This window comes from Streptomyces sp. NBC_00286 (assembly GCF_036173125.1).
Classification (GTDB): Bacteria; Actinomycetota; Actinomycetes; order Streptomycetales; family Streptomycetaceae; genus Streptomyces.
On record NZ_CP108054.1, the window covers coordinates 6,860,033 to 6,875,033 of the forward strand.

11 protein-coding genes are annotated in these 15,001 nt (G+C 67.8%); 10 read left to right on the forward strand and 1 reads right to left on the reverse strand.

What is annotated here, in order from left to right:
* Positions 1-147 precede the first annotated feature (147 nt).
* Positions 148-1,434 (forward strand): ATP-dependent Clp protease ATP-binding subunit ClpX, encoded by a 1,287-nt coding sequence (gene clpX / locus OHT21_RS31215; RefSeq protein ID WP_328771605.1) that lies wholly within the window; start codon positions 148-150, stop codon positions 1,432-1,434.
* A 68-nt stretch (positions 1,435-1,502) separates the two neighbouring features.
* On the opposite strand, the gene OHT21_RS31220 is transcribed toward clpX, so the two are convergent.
* Entirely contained in the window at positions 1,503-2,468 is a 966-nt protein-coding gene (locus OHT21_RS31220; protein WP_328771606.1) for a hypothetical protein, read from the reverse strand.
* A gap of 135 nt (positions 2,469-2,603) precedes the next feature.
* Here OHT21_RS31220 and OHT21_RS31225 point away from each other — a divergent pair, with 135 nt between their 5' ends.
* From OHT21_RS31225 to rodA, 9 genes are all read left to right on the forward strand, one after another.
* Positions 2,604-5,255: a valine--tRNA ligase gene (locus OHT21_RS31225; protein ID WP_328771607.1), complete on the forward strand. Its 2,652-nt coding sequence runs from the start codon at positions 2,604-2,606 to the stop codon at positions 5,253-5,255.
* A 118-nt stretch (positions 5,256-5,373) separates the two neighbouring features.
* A complete protein-coding gene (gene folC, locus OHT21_RS31230) occupies positions 5,374-6,882 on the forward strand; it encodes a bifunctional tetrahydrofolate synthase/dihydrofolate synthase (RefSeq protein WP_328771608.1) in 1,509 nt (502 codons plus the stop codon).
* A 5-nt stretch (positions 6,883-6,887) separates the two neighbouring features.
* A complete protein-coding gene (locus OHT21_RS31235; protein ID WP_328771609.1) occupies positions 6,888-7,241 on the forward strand; it encodes a DUF4233 domain-containing protein in 354 nt (117 codons plus the stop codon).
* Positions 7,242-7,659: 418 nt separating this feature from the next.
* Positions 7,660-8,073, forward strand: a complete 414-nt coding sequence (gene ndk / locus OHT21_RS31240) for a nucleoside-diphosphate kinase (protein WP_328771610.1) — start codon at positions 7,660-7,662, stop codon at positions 8,071-8,073.
* A gap of 349 nt (positions 8,074-8,422) precedes the next feature.
* Positions 8,423-9,442: a rod shape-determining protein gene (locus OHT21_RS31245; RefSeq protein WP_028802628.1), complete on the forward strand. Its 1,020-nt coding sequence runs from the start codon at positions 8,423-8,425 to the stop codon at positions 9,440-9,442.
* A gap of 139 nt (positions 9,443-9,581) precedes the next feature.
* On the forward strand, positions 9,582-10,535 hold the full coding sequence (mreC, locus tag OHT21_RS31250) for a rod shape-determining protein MreC (protein WP_328771611.1): 954 nt from the start codon (positions 9,582-9,584) through the stop codon (positions 10,533-10,535).
* Positions 10,536-10,548: 13 nt separating this feature from the next.
* The gene (gene mreD / locus OHT21_RS31255; RefSeq protein ID WP_328771612.1) at positions 10,549-11,244 is read left to right on the forward strand and encodes a rod shape-determining protein MreD; all 696 of its coding nucleotides are present in this window, start codon (positions 10,549-10,551) and stop codon (positions 11,242-11,244) included.
* Positions 11,245-11,515: 271 nt separating this feature from the next.
* Positions 11,516-13,771, forward strand: a complete 2,256-nt coding sequence (mrdA, locus tag OHT21_RS31260; protein ID WP_328771613.1) for a penicillin-binding protein 2 — start codon at positions 11,516-11,518, stop codon at positions 13,769-13,771.
* Positions 13,768-14,967: a rod shape-determining protein RodA gene (gene rodA / locus OHT21_RS31265; RefSeq protein WP_328771614.1), complete on the forward strand. Its 1,200-nt coding sequence runs from the start codon at positions 13,768-13,770 to the stop codon at positions 14,965-14,967. The genes mrdA and rodA overlap by 4 nt, the downstream gene beginning before the upstream one ends.
* Positions 14,968-15,001: the final 34 nt, after the last annotated feature.

A 15,001-nucleotide genomic window follows, 5' to 3' on the forward strand; every position in this document is an offset into this window, starting at 1 on the left:
CCCTTGGCACGGTTTGGCGCCGTACGCGTCAAAGTGAACCGCGCCAAGGGGGGCCCGAACGGGGGGCTAGGCAAGGTACCGTCGGACATAAGGCAGCACCAGGAGCCGCTGGACCTAGGCGTCTCCCAGGCGAAGGGGAAGCACACCGTGGCACGCATCGGTGACGGCGGCGATCTGCTCAAGTGCTCGTTCTGTGGCAAGAGCCAGAAGCAGGTCAAGAAGCTCATCGCAGGCCCCGGTGTGTACATCTGCGACGAGTGCATCGATCTCTGCAACGAGATCATCGAGGAAGAGCTCGCCGAAACGAGCGAGGTGAGGTGGGAGGAACTCCCCAAACCTCGCGAGATCTACGAGTTCCTCGAGGGGTACGTCGTCGGGCAGGAGTCGGCGAAGAAGGCTCTCTCCGTAGCGGTGTACAACCACTACAAGCGGGTCCAGGCCGGTGAGAACGGCGGGAGCCAGAACCGCGACGACGCCATCGAGCTGGCGAAGTCCAACATCCTGCTCCTCGGCCCCACGGGCTCCGGAAAGACCCTGCTCGCCCAGACTCTGGCGCGCATGCTGAATGTCCCCTTCGCCATCGCCGACGCGACGGCGCTGACGGAGGCGGGATATGTCGGCGAGGACGTAGAGAACATCCTGCTGAAGCTCATCCAGGCCGCGGACTACGACGTCAAGAAGGCCGAGACCGGGATCATCTACATCGACGAGATCGACAAGGTGGCCCGCAAGAGCGAGAACCCGTCGATCACGCGGGACGTGAGCGGCGAGGGCGTCCAGCAGGCGCTGCTCAAGATCCTGGAGGGCACGACGGCCTCGGTCCCGCCGCAGGGCGGCCGCAAGCATCCCCACCAGGAGTTCATCCAGATCGACACGACGAACGTCCTGTTCATCGTGGGCGGCGCCTTCGCCGGCCTGGAGAAGATCATCGAGTCCCGCGCGGGCGCGAAGGGCATCGGCTTCGGCGCGACGATCCGCTCGAAGCGCGAGCTGGAGGAGAAGGACCAGTTCGAGGACGTCATGCCCGAGGACCTGGTCAAGTTCGGCATGATCCCCGAGTTCATCGGTCGCCTCCCTGTGATCACTTCGGTCCACAACCTCGACCGCGAGGCGCTCCTCCAGATCCTGGTCGAGCCGCGCAACGCGCTGGTGAAGCAGTACCAGCGCCTCTTCGAACTCGACGGCGTAGAGCTGGACTTCGAGCGCGAGGCCCTCGAAGCCATCGCGGATCAGGCCATCTTGAGGCAGACCGGCGCCCGCGGCTTGCGCGCCATCATGGAAGAGGTCCTGCAGTCGGTGATGTACGAGGTCCCGTCCCGCAAGGACGTAGGCCGCGTCGTCATCACCGCGGACGTCGTCCTCTCGAACGTGAACCCGACGCTCATTCCGCGTGATGCGCGGGGGCGGGGCTCGGGGGAGCAGAAGACGGCGTAGCCGCTCGTACGCGTAGCGAAGGGGCCCCGGTCAACTGACCGGGGCCCCTTGCTCGTTGATGCGCGGCGTCAGGCCTTGACGCGGACTTCCTTGCGGAACTTGGCCGCCTGCTCGGCCGCCGCTGCGAGGTCGGGGCCCTTGCCCGCCAGGGCGTCGGCGATGTTCGCGTCGATGGTGACACCGAGGGTGCTGTGGTCACCCCAGATGCACACCGGCATCTTGATCTCCTTGGGTCCCGCCTCGCCGGTCTCGTCGCCCGGGACCCTGGTCTCCTGGCACTTCAGGACGGCGCCGTCGAGCCCGGCGGGCGTGAAGGCCTTCGGGCTGCCGACGAGCTCGCCCTTGTCCGTGTCGGACTCCTTCTTCAACTCGGCGAACATGGCGTCGACGACCTTCTCCGGGTCCTCGATCTCGCCGTAGACGCCCACGAACTGGAGGAGCTTCTGCGACAGCGGGTTGTCCTTGTCCCCGGCCTCGTACGCGGCGTTCACGTCCGTGGGGTTCTTCACGCCGGCTTCCTCGGCGTTCTTGATGTCTTCCTCGTTGAAGCTGCTGCTGTTCGCGCCTTCGTCGCCCTTCTTGTACTCACCGCTGAGCACCGACGCCGGCGTAGTCAGCTTGTGCGGGCCGTCGTCCGCGACGTCCGAGGAACCGCCGCCTCCGCCGATCACGAAGTACGCGCCGACCGCGATCGCGGCCACGACCGCCACGGCGCCGATGACGATCCCGGTCTTCTTCTTGCCGCCGCCGGGAGCGGGCGGCTGCGGCATGCCGTAGGGCGGGGGCTGCTGGCCGTACGGCGGCTGCTGGCCGTAGCCGGGCTGCTGGGGCGGAGCACCGGGAGGAGTCTGCTGGGGGTACCCGTAGCCCGGCTGCTGCGGAGGAGCCTGCTGCGGGTAGCCATAGCCGGGCTGCGGAGCTTGCGGCGGCTGGCCGTAGGGGCCCGGCTGACCGCCGGGCTGGCCGCCCGGCTGACCGTACGGTCCGGGCTGCTGGGGCTGCCCGCCGTACGGGCCCGGCTGGTTGTAGCTCATTTCTGGGTTCCCCTCCAGATACTTATGCGTTCCGAACATCCTGTCGTAAGGAGCACACCTGCGGAGCGCCGGGGGCCCACCGTTACCAAACAATCCGGTTTCGGGACGGGTCCGTAACACCTCTAAACTGACCCCGTGACCGACAACGCTCAGCAGCAGCCGCCAGCCAACACCCCCGAACTGCCGACCCAGTACGCGCCGGCCGAGGTAGAGGGGAAGCTGTACGAGCGCTGGGTAGAGCGGGGTTACTTCGAGGCGGACGCGAAGAGCGAGAAGCCGCCGTACACCGTTGTCATCCCGCCGCCGAATGTCACGGGCAGCCTGCACCTGGGCCACGCCTTCGAGCACACGCTCATCGACGCCCTCACGCGCCGCAAGCGCATGCAGGGGTACGAGACGCTGTGGCAGCCCGGCATGGACCACGCTGGTATCGCCACGCAGAACGTCGTCGAGCGTGAACTGGGCAAGGAGGGCAAGTCCCGCCACGACCTGGGGCGCGAGGCCTTCGTCGAGCGCGTCTGGCAGTGGAAGGCCGAGTCCGGCGGGCAGATCTCCGGGCAGATGAAGCGGCTCGGGGACGGCGTTGCCTGGTCGCGTGAGCGCTTCACCATGGATGAGGGGCTCTCGGAGGCCGTTCAGACCATCTTCAAGAGGCTGTACGACGACGAGCTGATCTACCGTGCCGAGCGCATCATCAACTGGTGTCCCCGGTGCCTCACCGCCATCTCGGACATCGAGGTCGAGTACCAGGACGACGACGGCGAGCTCGTCTCCATGAAGTACGGCGAGGGGGACGAGACGATCGTCGTCGCCACCACCCGTGCCGAGACGATGCTCGGTGACACGGCGGTTGCCGTCCACCCCGGCGACGAGCGCTACAAGCACCTTGTCGGCAAGCTCATCAAGCTGCCGCTGACCGACCGTTCCATCCCGGTCGTCGCGGACGAGCACGTCGATCCCGAGTTCGGCACGGGCGCCGTCAAGGTGACCCCGGCACACGACCCGAACGACTTCGAGATCGGCCAGCGGCACGACCTGCCCGCCATCACGATCATGGACGAGCACGCCGTCATCACGGCACACGGCCCCTTTCAGGGCCTGGACCGGCTTGAGGCCCGTTCCGCGATCGTCGCCGCCCTGCGCGCCGAGGGCCGGATCGTCGCCGAGAAGCGGCCGTACGTCCACTCCGTGGGCCACTGCTCGCGCTGCAAGACCACCATCGAGCCGCGGCTGTCCATGCAGTGGTGGGTCAAGGTCGGCCCGCTCGCCAAGGCCGCCGGTGACGCGGTCCGCGACGGCCGGGTCAAGATCCACCCGCAGGAGATGGAGAAGCGGTACTTCGACTGGGTCGACAACCTCCACGACTGGTGCATCTCGCGGCAGTTGTGGTGGGGACACCGGATTCCGGTCTGGTACGGGCCGAACGGCGAGGTCGTCTGCGTCGGCCCCGACGACGAAGCCCCGACCGGCGAGGGCTGGACGCAGGACACCGACGTCCTCGACACCTGGTTCTCCTCCGGCCTGTGGCCGTTCTCCACGCTCGGCTGGCCCGAACAGACCGAGAGCCTCGCGAAGTTCTACCCGAACTCCGTCCTGGTCACCGGCTACGACATCCTCTTCTTCTGGGTCGCCCGGATGATGATGTTCGGCCTGTACGCGATGGACGGCACCCCGCCGTTCCACACCATCGCCCTGCATGGGATGGTCCGCGACCAGTTCGGCAAGAAGATGTCGAAGTCCTTCGGCAACGCGGTCAACCCGCTGGACTGGATGGACAAATACGGCTCCGACGCCCTGCGCTTCACGCTCGCGCGCGGTGCCAACCCGGGTGTGGACGTGCCGATCGGCGAGGACTGGGTCCAGGGTTCGCGCAACTTCGCCAACAAGATCTGGAACGCCACGCGCTTCGCGCTGATGAACGGCGCCACGATCGACGGCGAACTGCCACCGGTCGAGCAGCTGTCGTCCACCGACCGCTGGATCCTGTCCCGGCTGAACGCGACGGTCGCGGAGGTCGACGCCTTCTACGAGGACTACCAGTTCGCCAAGCTGTCGGACGCCCTGTTCCACTTCGCCTGGGACGAAGTCTTCGACTGGTACGTCGAGCTGTCCAAGACGACGTTCAACGCGGGCGGTCCTGCGGCCGACGTCAGCAAGCGGGTCCTGGGTGAGGTCCTGGACGTCACGCTGCGGCTGCTGCACCCGATCGTCCCGTTCGTCACGGAGACGCTGTGGACCACGCTCACGGGCGGCGAGTCCGTGGTGATCGCGGACTGGCCTGCCGCTGTGTTTGTTCCTGGTGCTGACGCACCGGGCGGGTTCCGTGACACGGCGGCCGAGCGGGAGATCGAGACGCTTCAGCAGGTCATCACGGAGGTTCGCCGCTTCCGTGCCGATCAGGGGCTCCAGCCCGGCCAGCGCGTCCCGGCCCGGCTCACCCTCGACGGGACCGCCCTGGCCCCGCACGAGGCGGCCATCCGCCAGCTGCTGCGTCTCCAGCCGGAGGGCGAGGGCTTCGCGGCCACGGCGACGCTGCCGGTCGCGGGCGCGCAGGTCGCGCTGGATCTCTCCGGCACGATCGACGTGGCCGCGGAACGGAAGCGGCTCGCGAAGGATCTGGCCGCCGCCCAGAAGGAACGCCAGCAGGCCGAGGCGAAGCTGGGCAACGAGGCGTTCCTCGCGAAGGCCCCGGAGCAGGTCGTGGACAAGATCCGTACGCGGCTTGCCAAGGCCGGCGAGGACATCGCGCGGATTCAGGCGCAGTTGGAGCGGTTGCCGCAGGGTTAGCAGGCGGTGTTACGTGGCTGAAGGCGCCCGGAGCTGGAAGGCCCCGGGCGCCTTTTGCCGCCCAGCGGCACGACTGCCCGCAGCTACGCCTGTCAGTCCGGCTCCGTAGACTGGCCCCGTGAGTGAGCTCCCCCCAGACCCCAGCAGCGAACCCGACCCCTTCGAAGAGATCGTCGAGGCGGAGACGCAGCGCGACCCCGATCTCGCGGTGATCGAGGCCGGCAGCCGTACTCTGCGCGCCCAGGGTGCGCCGCCGGAGGCCGATGTTCCCGCGCGGCCGGCCGATCCCGAGGTCGACAAGGCGTTGCGCGAGGTCGAGGCCGAGTTGGCCACGCGGTGGGGTGAGACGAAGCTGGAGCCGTCGATCACGCGGATCGCCGCGCTGATGGACGTACTGGGGGAGCCGCAGCGCTCGTACCCCTCGATCCACATCACGGGGACGAACGGCAAGACGTCCACGGCCCGCATGATCGAGGCCCTGCTCGGCGCCTTCGAACTGCGCACCGGGCGCTACACCTCGCCGCACGTCCAGTCGATCACCGAGCGGATCAGCCTGGACGGCGCGCCGATGGACGCCGAGCGGTTCGTGGAGACGTACCGGGACATTCAGCCGTACGTCGAGATGGTGGACGGGCAGCAGGAGTTCCGGCTGTCCTTCTTCGAGGTGCTGACGGGGATGGCGTACGCGGCATTCGCGGACGCCCCGGTCGATGTGGCCGTCGTCGAAGTGGGCATGGGCGGCAGCTGGGACGCCACGAATGTGATCGACGGTGATGTCGCCGTGGTGACCCCCATCGATCTCGACCACACCGACCGACTGGGCAATACGCCCGGCGAGATCGCCGTGGAGAAGGCGGGCATCGTCAAGCAGGGCGCGACCGTGATTCTGGCGCAGCAGCCGGTCGACGCGGCGCAGGTGATGCTGAAGAAGGCCGTCGAGGTCGATGCGACGGTTGCCCGCGAAGGGCTGGAGTTCGGGGTCGTGTCGCGTCAACTGGCCGTCGGTGGGCAGCTGTTGACCCTGCGCGGGCTCGGCGGGGAGTACGAGGAAGTGTTTCTGCCGGTGCACGGCGCGTACCAGGCGCACAACGCAGCCGTCGCGCTCGCCGCGGTGGAGGCGTTCTTCGGTGTGGGTGCGGCGCGGGCGGACCGGCTCGATATCGACACCGTGCGGAAGGCGTTCGCGGCGGTGGCCGCGCCGGGGCGGATGGAGGTCGTGCGGCGGTCGCCGACCGTGGTGCTGGACGCCGCGCACAATCCGGCGGGGGCCCGGGCGACCGCCGAGGGTGTCAGTGAGGTGTTCGACTTCAGCCGGCTGATCGGCGTGGTGGGGGTGAGCGGCGACAAGAACGTACGCGGGCTGCTGGAGGCTTTTGAGCCGATCTTCGCCGAGGTGGTGATCACGCAGAACTCCAGCCATCGGGCCATGGACGCGGATGCGCTGGCCGCGCTGGCTGTTGAGGTGTTCGGGGAGGAGCGGGTTCAGGTGGAGCCGCGGCTTGATGATGCGCTGGAGGCGGCGATCACTCTGGCCGAGGAGGAGGGGGAGTTCGCGGGTGGGGGCGTGCTCGTGACCGGGTCCGTTATCACCGTGGGTGAGGCTCGGTTGTTGTTGGGGAGGAGGTGAGGGCTGTGCGTACGCTCTGTGCTTCTACGTTGATCGGTGAGGTCTTCGTTATCGGCTTTGCCGGGCTTGTGGCTATGAAGGATCCTGATCTGTCCATGGCCACGGTCTGGACGGTGAGTGGCGTCGCGATGCTGCTGTGCGTGTTGCTGTGCGGGGTGGTGACGCGGCCGGGGGGTGTTCAGCTGGGCTGGGCGCTGCAGATCGCGCTGATCGCGTCCGGGTTCGTCGTGCCGACGATGTTCCTCTTGGGGGCGATCTTTGCGGCGTTGTGGTGGGCTTCGGTTCATTACGGGCGGAAGGTTGACGAGGCGAAGGCGCGGTTTGCTGCGCAGGCTGAGGGGGAGCGGAGGGCGGCGTAGTTCGCCTGCGGCGGGCCTTTCCCCAGCCCCGCCCCTTCCCGGCTGTATCAATTTGCGGCTCCGCCGCGTGGGGTGGCTCCGCCCCCAGGCCCCCTGCCTCCGGCGTGGGGGTGGGTTCGTGGGGCGGGTGGGGGCGCCAACGGGGTGGGGGGATGACAGTCGTGTCGCGGCTGCGGGTGCGTCGTGGCTTGTCGCGCAGTTCCCCGCGCCCCTGAAAGGCCTGCGGCTGCCCGGCGCCTGAAAGGCCTGCGGCCGCCCGATGCCCTGAAAAGGCTGCGGCTGCCCGCGCCCCCTGAAAGGCCTGCGGTTGCCCGAGTCGCTGAAAAGGCTGCGGCTGCCCGCGTCCCTATCGGGGCGCCGCCCCCAAGTGCGCCCTGTAATCTCTGTGGTCCCACCCCTGTTGCTAAGGAGTTCCCACGTGAGCCAGCGCACCCTCGTCCTTCTCAAGCCCGATGCTGTTCGTCGTGGCCTGACCGGCGAGATCATCAGCCGTATTGAGCGTAAGGCCGGCTGGCAGATCACCGCGCTGGAGTTGCGGAACCTGGATCAGGAGACCCTGGAGCTGCACTACGGCGAGCACAAGGGCAAGCCTTTCTATGAGCCGCTGGTCGAGTTCATGGCCTCGGGGCCTGTGGTTGCTCTCGTTGTCGAGGGGGAGCGGGTCATCGAGGGGGTGCGGGCTCTTGCGGGGCCTACGGATCCGATCGCGGCGGCTCCTGGTTCCATTCGTGGGGACTTCGGGGTGATCGTTCGCGAGAACCTGATCCACGCTTCGGACTCCGAGGAGTCCGCCGAGCGTGAGATGAAGATCTTCTTCCCTGGGCTGGCTTGATCGCCGATATCCGGTCCTGTCCGTCCGCGACACGGCACACCCAGGCGGCGTACGCGAAGATTTTCTGACGATGCGTCAACCCTGAGCCATATCTGACCAGGCCCTGCCGCAAAAAGGCGGCGGGGCCTGGCATATGCGTGGCGATCGGGGGAACGCTTGCCTCCATTGGCTCGTCTCCACAAGCGAGGCGGCACATCATCTGCTGACAATGGCGAAGACCCTCGCGCGGTGTTCGGTGCAGGCGAGACTACGATGGAAGCCTTCACGTCACAGCGCTCACCCTCGCCGACCTAACAAGCCATCAAAAGCTCCACTTGGGAAGGCCAGACGAATCCTGATGGGGAACTCAATGTCGTTCATCGGCCGTGACATGGCTGTCGACCTCGGGACCGCCAACACGCTGGTGTACGTCAGGGGTCGAGGGATCGTACTCAACGAGCCGTCCGTCGTCGCGATCAACACCAACACCGGTGGCATCCTCGCCGTCGGTGCCGAAGCGAAGAAGATGATCGGCCGGACTCCCGGCAACATCGTCGCCGTGCGTCCGCTGAAGGACGGCGTCATCGCCGACTTCGAGATCACCGAGCGGATGCTCCGCTACTTCATTCTGAAGATCCACAAGAGGCGGTATCTCGCCCGGCCGAGGGTCGTCGTCTGTGTGCCCTCGGGGATCACCGGAGTCGAGCGGCGCGCCGTCATCGAGGCCTCCTCCCAGGCCGGTGCCCGCCAGGTGCACATCATCGAGGAGCCGATGGCCGCGGCCATCGGCTCCGGACTGCCGGTCCACGAGGCCACGGGCAACATGGTGGTGGACATCGGCGGCGGCACCACGGAGGTCGCGGTCATCTCGCTCGGTGGAATCGTCACGGCACAGTCCATCCGTGTCGCGGGCGACGAACTGGACAACGCGATCATCCAGCACATCAAGAAGGAGTACAGCCTCCTTCTCGGTGAGCGGACTGCCGAGCAGATCAAGATCACGATTGGTTCGGCGTACGACCTCGACGCTGACGAACACACCGAAATCCGCGGCAGGGACCTGGTCTCCGGCCTGCCGAAGACCGTCGTCATCTCCGCCGCCGAAGTGCGCAAGGCGATCGAGGAGCCGGTCAACGCGATCGTCGACGCGGTCAAGACCACCCTCGACAAGTGTCCTCCGGAGCTGTCCGGTGACGTCATGGACCGCGGGATCGTCCTCACCGGCGGCGGTGCGTTGCTGCGCGGGCTCGACGAGCGGCTGCGGCGCGAGACCGGGATGCCGATCCATATCGCCGAGGATCCGCTGGACAGTGTGGCGCTCGGTTCCGGCAAGTGCGTAGAGGAGTTCGAGGCGCTCCAGCAGGTGCTGGACGCCCAGCCCCGCAGATGAAGTAACTCTTCGATTCCGCCGTACGGGATGATCTCCTCTCGTACGGCGGATCGTTGATATAGAGGCATAAGCTCCCCCAAAGCGCCCCGGCCGAGGGGAGCCCCACACGAATCCGATAAGGAAGGCACGGCCGCCGCACGTGAGGGACACACGAGAGAGCCGGCTGCTCCTGGTGCTGCTGATCGCCATCGCGTTCGCTTTGATCACGGTGGACATCCGCGGCGGGGAGGACTCGCCCGTCGACGGGGCCCGATCGGCCGCCGCCACGGTCTTCGGCCCGATCGAGAACGGGGTGTCCACCGCGGTCGACCCCGTCGGCAACGCGATCGCAGCGATCCGCGACTCCGGCGACCGGCACGACCGTATCGCCCAACTGGAGCGGGACAACGCCGCGTTGAAGGCGGAGCTGGGCAGCGAGGACCGTAACCGCAGCCGGCTGAAACAGCTCGACAAGATCCTCAAGACGGCGGGCGCCGGGCAGTACGGCATCAAGGGCGCCGAAGTCATCGCGATAGGGGCGGCCCAGGGCTTCTCCTGGACCGTCACCATCGACGTCGGCGCGAACGACGGCATCCAGCGCGATATGACCGTCCTGAACGGGGACGGGCTTGTGGGGCGCGTGACGACGGTCGGGCCGAACACCGCCACCGTGCTCCTCGCCAGCGACCCGGACTTCACGGTCGGTACGCGCATGGAGTCCACCGACGAACTCGGCTTCGCCTCCGGCCAGGGCGACCGGCCGCTGCGCGTGGAGATGCTCAACGGCAAGGCCAAGATCAAGAAGGGCGACCGTCTTGTCACCTTCGGCTCCCAGGCCGACAAGCCGTTCGTGCCCGGCGTCCCCGTCGGTGTCGTCTCCCGCGTCGACCCCTCCGGCGGCGATCTGACCCGCACCATCTACGTCGAGCCGTACGTCGGCTTCAGCAAGCTCGACATCGTCGGCGTCGTCACCCAGGCCCCGCCCAGGGACCCACGCGACCAGGTGCTGCCGCCCAAACCCAAGCCGACCCCCAGGCCGACGGTGACCGTGACGGTCACCCCCTCGGCCGGAGCGTCCGCCGACGGCCTGCCCCAACAGCAGCAAGAGCAGTAGGAGCTGAACCCGCATGCGCTTCAACCGAATGCTGCTCTCCGCCACCCTGGTGATCGTCGCCCTGGTGATCCAGGTGACCATCCTCGCCCGCCTCCAACTCCCGGGCGCCGTACCGGACTTGCTGTTGCTCACCGTGCTCGGCCTCGCCCTGGTGTACGGCCACGTCGGCGGCGCCCTCGTCGGCTTCGGCGCCGGCTTGCTCGCCGACCTCGCGCCACCCGCCGACCATGCCGCCGGGCGCTACGCGCTCGTGCTGTGCCTCATCGGCTACCTCGCGGGGCTCGCCAAGCCCGACAAGGGCCAGGTCAGATCCGCGACCGGTCCGATGGTCGTGGTCGTCGCCTCGGCGATCGGGTCCACGCTCCTGTACGCGGGAGTCGGGGCCCTCGTCGGTGACACCGCCGCGCGTCATGTGGGCCTGGGCAGCCTGCTGTTCACGTCCGCCCTGTACGACCTGCTGCTCGCGCCCTTCGTGGTCCCCGGGATCATGGCGCTGGCCCGCCGCGCCGACAACGATCCGCTCGCCGAGACCACGTCCGCGAAGGCGACCGACGTCTCCTCCGGCTGGCTGTCCTCCGGCGGCACGGGGCTGCGCCTCGGTGGCCAGCGCGGCGGGCTGCGGATGAGGGCGGCGGGCGGTCTGAGGATGAAGGCCGCGAAGAACCGGGTGGCCCGGGCGGGACGTATCAAGGGGGTCAAGCGGCTGTGAAAGCCGAAGCTTTGGCGGGTTGCGCTAGCCGTCCCATCCCTGGGGGCTGCGCCCCCAGACCCCCCTCGACAGGTCGCATCTCGGCTGCAGGTGCGTCGTGGCTTGTCGCTCCCCCACTCTCGGCTCCGCTCGAGCGGGAGGGACCCCCATCGCGGCGGAGCCGCAAATGTCACAGCCCCGCGCCCCTTACGGGGCGCATCCCCGCGATCCCGGCGGGGTCCAGCGCCACCCACCGACCCGAGGCGAACCGTCCAGCCGCCGGAGGCACGTCGTGACGAACATCCCCGAGACCGGGCGGACCCCGCGCGTCCAGATTCGGCTCATCATCATCCAGATTCTCGTCTTCTCCCTCCTCGCGACCCTCGGCGGACGTCTCTGGTATCTGCAGATCCGTGAAGGCGACGCCTATGCCAAGGAGGCGTCCGGGAACCACGTTCAGCAAGTGGTGAGCCCGGCCGTGCGCGGGTCGATTCTCGATGCGCGCGGTGTGCCGATCGCCGACAACGAGACGCGGCTCGTGGTCTCCGCCTCGCGTACCGATCTGCTGAAGATGAAGGACGACGGCGAGGCGGTGCTCACCAAGCTCGCCGGTGTCCTCGGCATGAAGCCCAAGGACGTCATGGACAAGGTGCGGCTGTGCGACTCCAAGACGCCGCAGCCCTGCTGGAACGGCTCGCCCTACCAGCCGATCCCCATCACCGACGAGGCCACCGCCAAGCAGGCCCTCCAGATCCGCGAACGCTCCGAGGACTTCCCCGGCATCACCGCCGAACCCCAGGCCGTACGCCGCTACGCGAGCCCCGGCGACGCCAACACCGCCCAGGTCCTCGGTTACCTCTCACCCGTCACGGACGAGGAGATCAAGGAAGCGGAGAAGAGCGAATCCCCGTACCTGCGCTCCGACATGGTCGGCCGGTCAGGGCTTGAGCGGCAGTACGACCAGCAGTTGCGCGGCAAGGCCGGCGTCACCCGCTACGAGGTCGACAACCTCGGCCGCGTCATGGGCGAGGCCAAGAGCGACCCGGCCCAGCCCGGCGCGAACCTCGTCACCAGCATCGACGCCCGCGTCCAGCGCGTCGCCGAGTACGAGCTGCAAAAGGCGATGAAGGACGCCCGCAAGGAGTTCGACGACAACACCGGCACGAACTACAAGGCGGACTCCGGCGCCGTCGTCGTGATGGAGTCCAAGACGGGCCGCATCGTCTCGATGGCCTCAAACCCGTCGTACGACCCGAATGCCTGGGTCGGCGGCATCTCCGCCAAGGACTACGCGCGCCTCACCGGCAAGAAGTCCAACTACCCGCTGCTGAACCGCGCCATCCAGGGCCAGTCCGCCCCCGGCTCCGTCTTCAAGGTCATCCCGACGGCCGCCGCGATCAAGGCCGGCTATTCCTTCAACGGCCCGTACCAGTGCTCCAGCTCGTACTCCATCGGCAGCCAGGTCTTCAAGAACTTCGAGTCCAAGGGGTACGGCCCGATCTCGCTGGGCCGCGCGCTCGAGGTCTCCTGCGACACCGTCTTCTACCGGCTCTCCCACGAGGAGTGGAAGCGGGACGGCGGCAACAAGCCGAAGAAGAACGCCAACGACTGGTTCTACAAGACGGCCCACCAGTTCGGCCTCGGCAAGGAGACCGGCATCGACCTCCCGAACGAGGTCACCGGACGCGTCCCCGACCGCCAGTGGAAGCAGGACTACTGGAAGGCCAACAAGGACGCCTGGTGCAAGGACGGCAAGAAGGACGGCGACTACGCCGAGCGCATCGCGTACGAGAACTGCCTGGAAGGCAACCGGCTGCGCGCCGGTGACTCCGTCAACTACTCCATCGGCCAGGGCGACACCCTCGTCACCCCGATCCAGATGGCCACCATCTACTCGGCGATCTCCAACGGCGGCACCATGTACGACCCGAGCGTCGGCAAGGCGATCGTCAGCGCCGACGGCCGCAGCGTCCAGGAGATCGTCCCGAAGCCGCACGGCAAGCTGCCGATGTCGCAGCAGACGCTCGGCGAGATAGACGAAGCCCTCGAGGGAGTCGCCACCCGCGGAACGGCCGCCTGGCGCTTCGCCGATGCCGGCTGGCCGCAGGACAAGATCCCGATGCACGCCAAGACGGGTACCGCCGAGGTCTACGGCAAGCAGACCACCTCGTGGTTCACCACGTACACCGACGAGTACACGGTCGTCATGACCATCTCCCAGGGTGGTACGGGCTCCGGCGCCTCCGGCCCCGCCGTGCGCAACATCTACGACGCGCTGTACGGCGTCTCCGAGGACGGCACGATCGACAAGAAGAAGGCCCTGCTGCCCGAGCCGCAGAAGAGCCTGCCGAAGATCCAGCCGGACGGTTCGATCGACGCCCCGAAGATCGGGAAGTACGTGCCGCAGGAGGAAGCGAGCCCGGAGAGCCAGCAGGCGGCGACCGGTGACGACCCGGCCGCCACGGTGCCCTCGCCGAACACCGGCACCAACCGCGACACCCGACGGCGTGCCGATCGCTCCAAGAAGAGGCGGAGGACCACCGAATGACCGGCGCGAGCGGTTTCTCCGTCTCCGGCTACGGGCCCCAACGCTCCGTCTGGGCGCGGCTGTTCGCCCGCGACTCGCTGGCGCGCCGGCTCGACTGGCCGATACTGCTCTCGGCCATCGCGCTCTCCGTGATCGGCGCGGCCCTCGTCTACTCGGCGACCCGTAACCGCACCGAGCTCAACCAGGGCGACCCGTACTACTTCCTGGTCCGGCACCTGCTCAACACGGGCATCGGCTTCGCCCTGATGATCGGCACGGTCTGGCTCGGCCATCGCACACTGCGTGGGGCCGTGCCGATCCTGTACGGCATCTCGGTGTTCCTCATCATCCTGGTGCTGACCCCGCTGGGCGCCACGATCAACGGCTCGCATGCGTGGATCAAGCTGCCCGGCGGATTCTCGCTGCAGCCCTCGGAGTTCGTGAAGATCACGATCATCCTCGGTATGGCGATGCTGCTCGCGGCGAGAGTCGACGCCGGTGACAAGCCCTACCCCGACCACCGCACGGTCCTGCAGTCCCTGGGTCTGGCCACCGTCCCGATACTGATCGTCCTGCTCATGCCCGACCTCGGCTCGGTCATGGTCATGGTCATCATCGTGCTCGGCGTACTGCTTGCCTCCGGCGCCTCCAACCGCTGGGTGTTCGGCCTCATGGGCACGGGTGCCGCGGGCGCGATCGCGGTCTGGCAGCTCGGAATCCTCGACGAGTACCAGATCAACCGCTTCGCCGCCTTCGCCAACCCCGAGCTCGACCCGGCCGGCGTCGGCTACAACACCAACCAGGCCCGCATCGCGATCGGTTCGGGCGGACTGTTCGGCACCGGGCTCGGCAACGGCTCCCAGACCACCGGGCAGTTCGTCCCCGAACAGCAGACGGACTTCGTCTTCACGGTCGCGGGCGAGGAGTTGGGCTTCCTCGGCGCCGGCCTGATCATCCTGCTCCTGGGCATCATCCTCTGGCGCGCCTGCCGCATCGCCCGCGAGACGACCGAGCTGTACGGCACGATCGTCGCCGCCGGGATCATCGCCTGGTTCGCGTTCCAGTCCTTCGAGAACGTGGGCATGACGCTGGGGATCATGCCGGTGGCGGGGCTGCCGCTGCCCTTCGTGTCATACGGAGGGTCGTCGATGTTCGCGGTGTGGGTGGCTGTCGGGTTGTTGCAGTCGATCCGGGTCCAGCGCCCCATGTCGGCGTAGGAGGGGCGGCTCGGCAGGGATCGCGTCGGCGGGG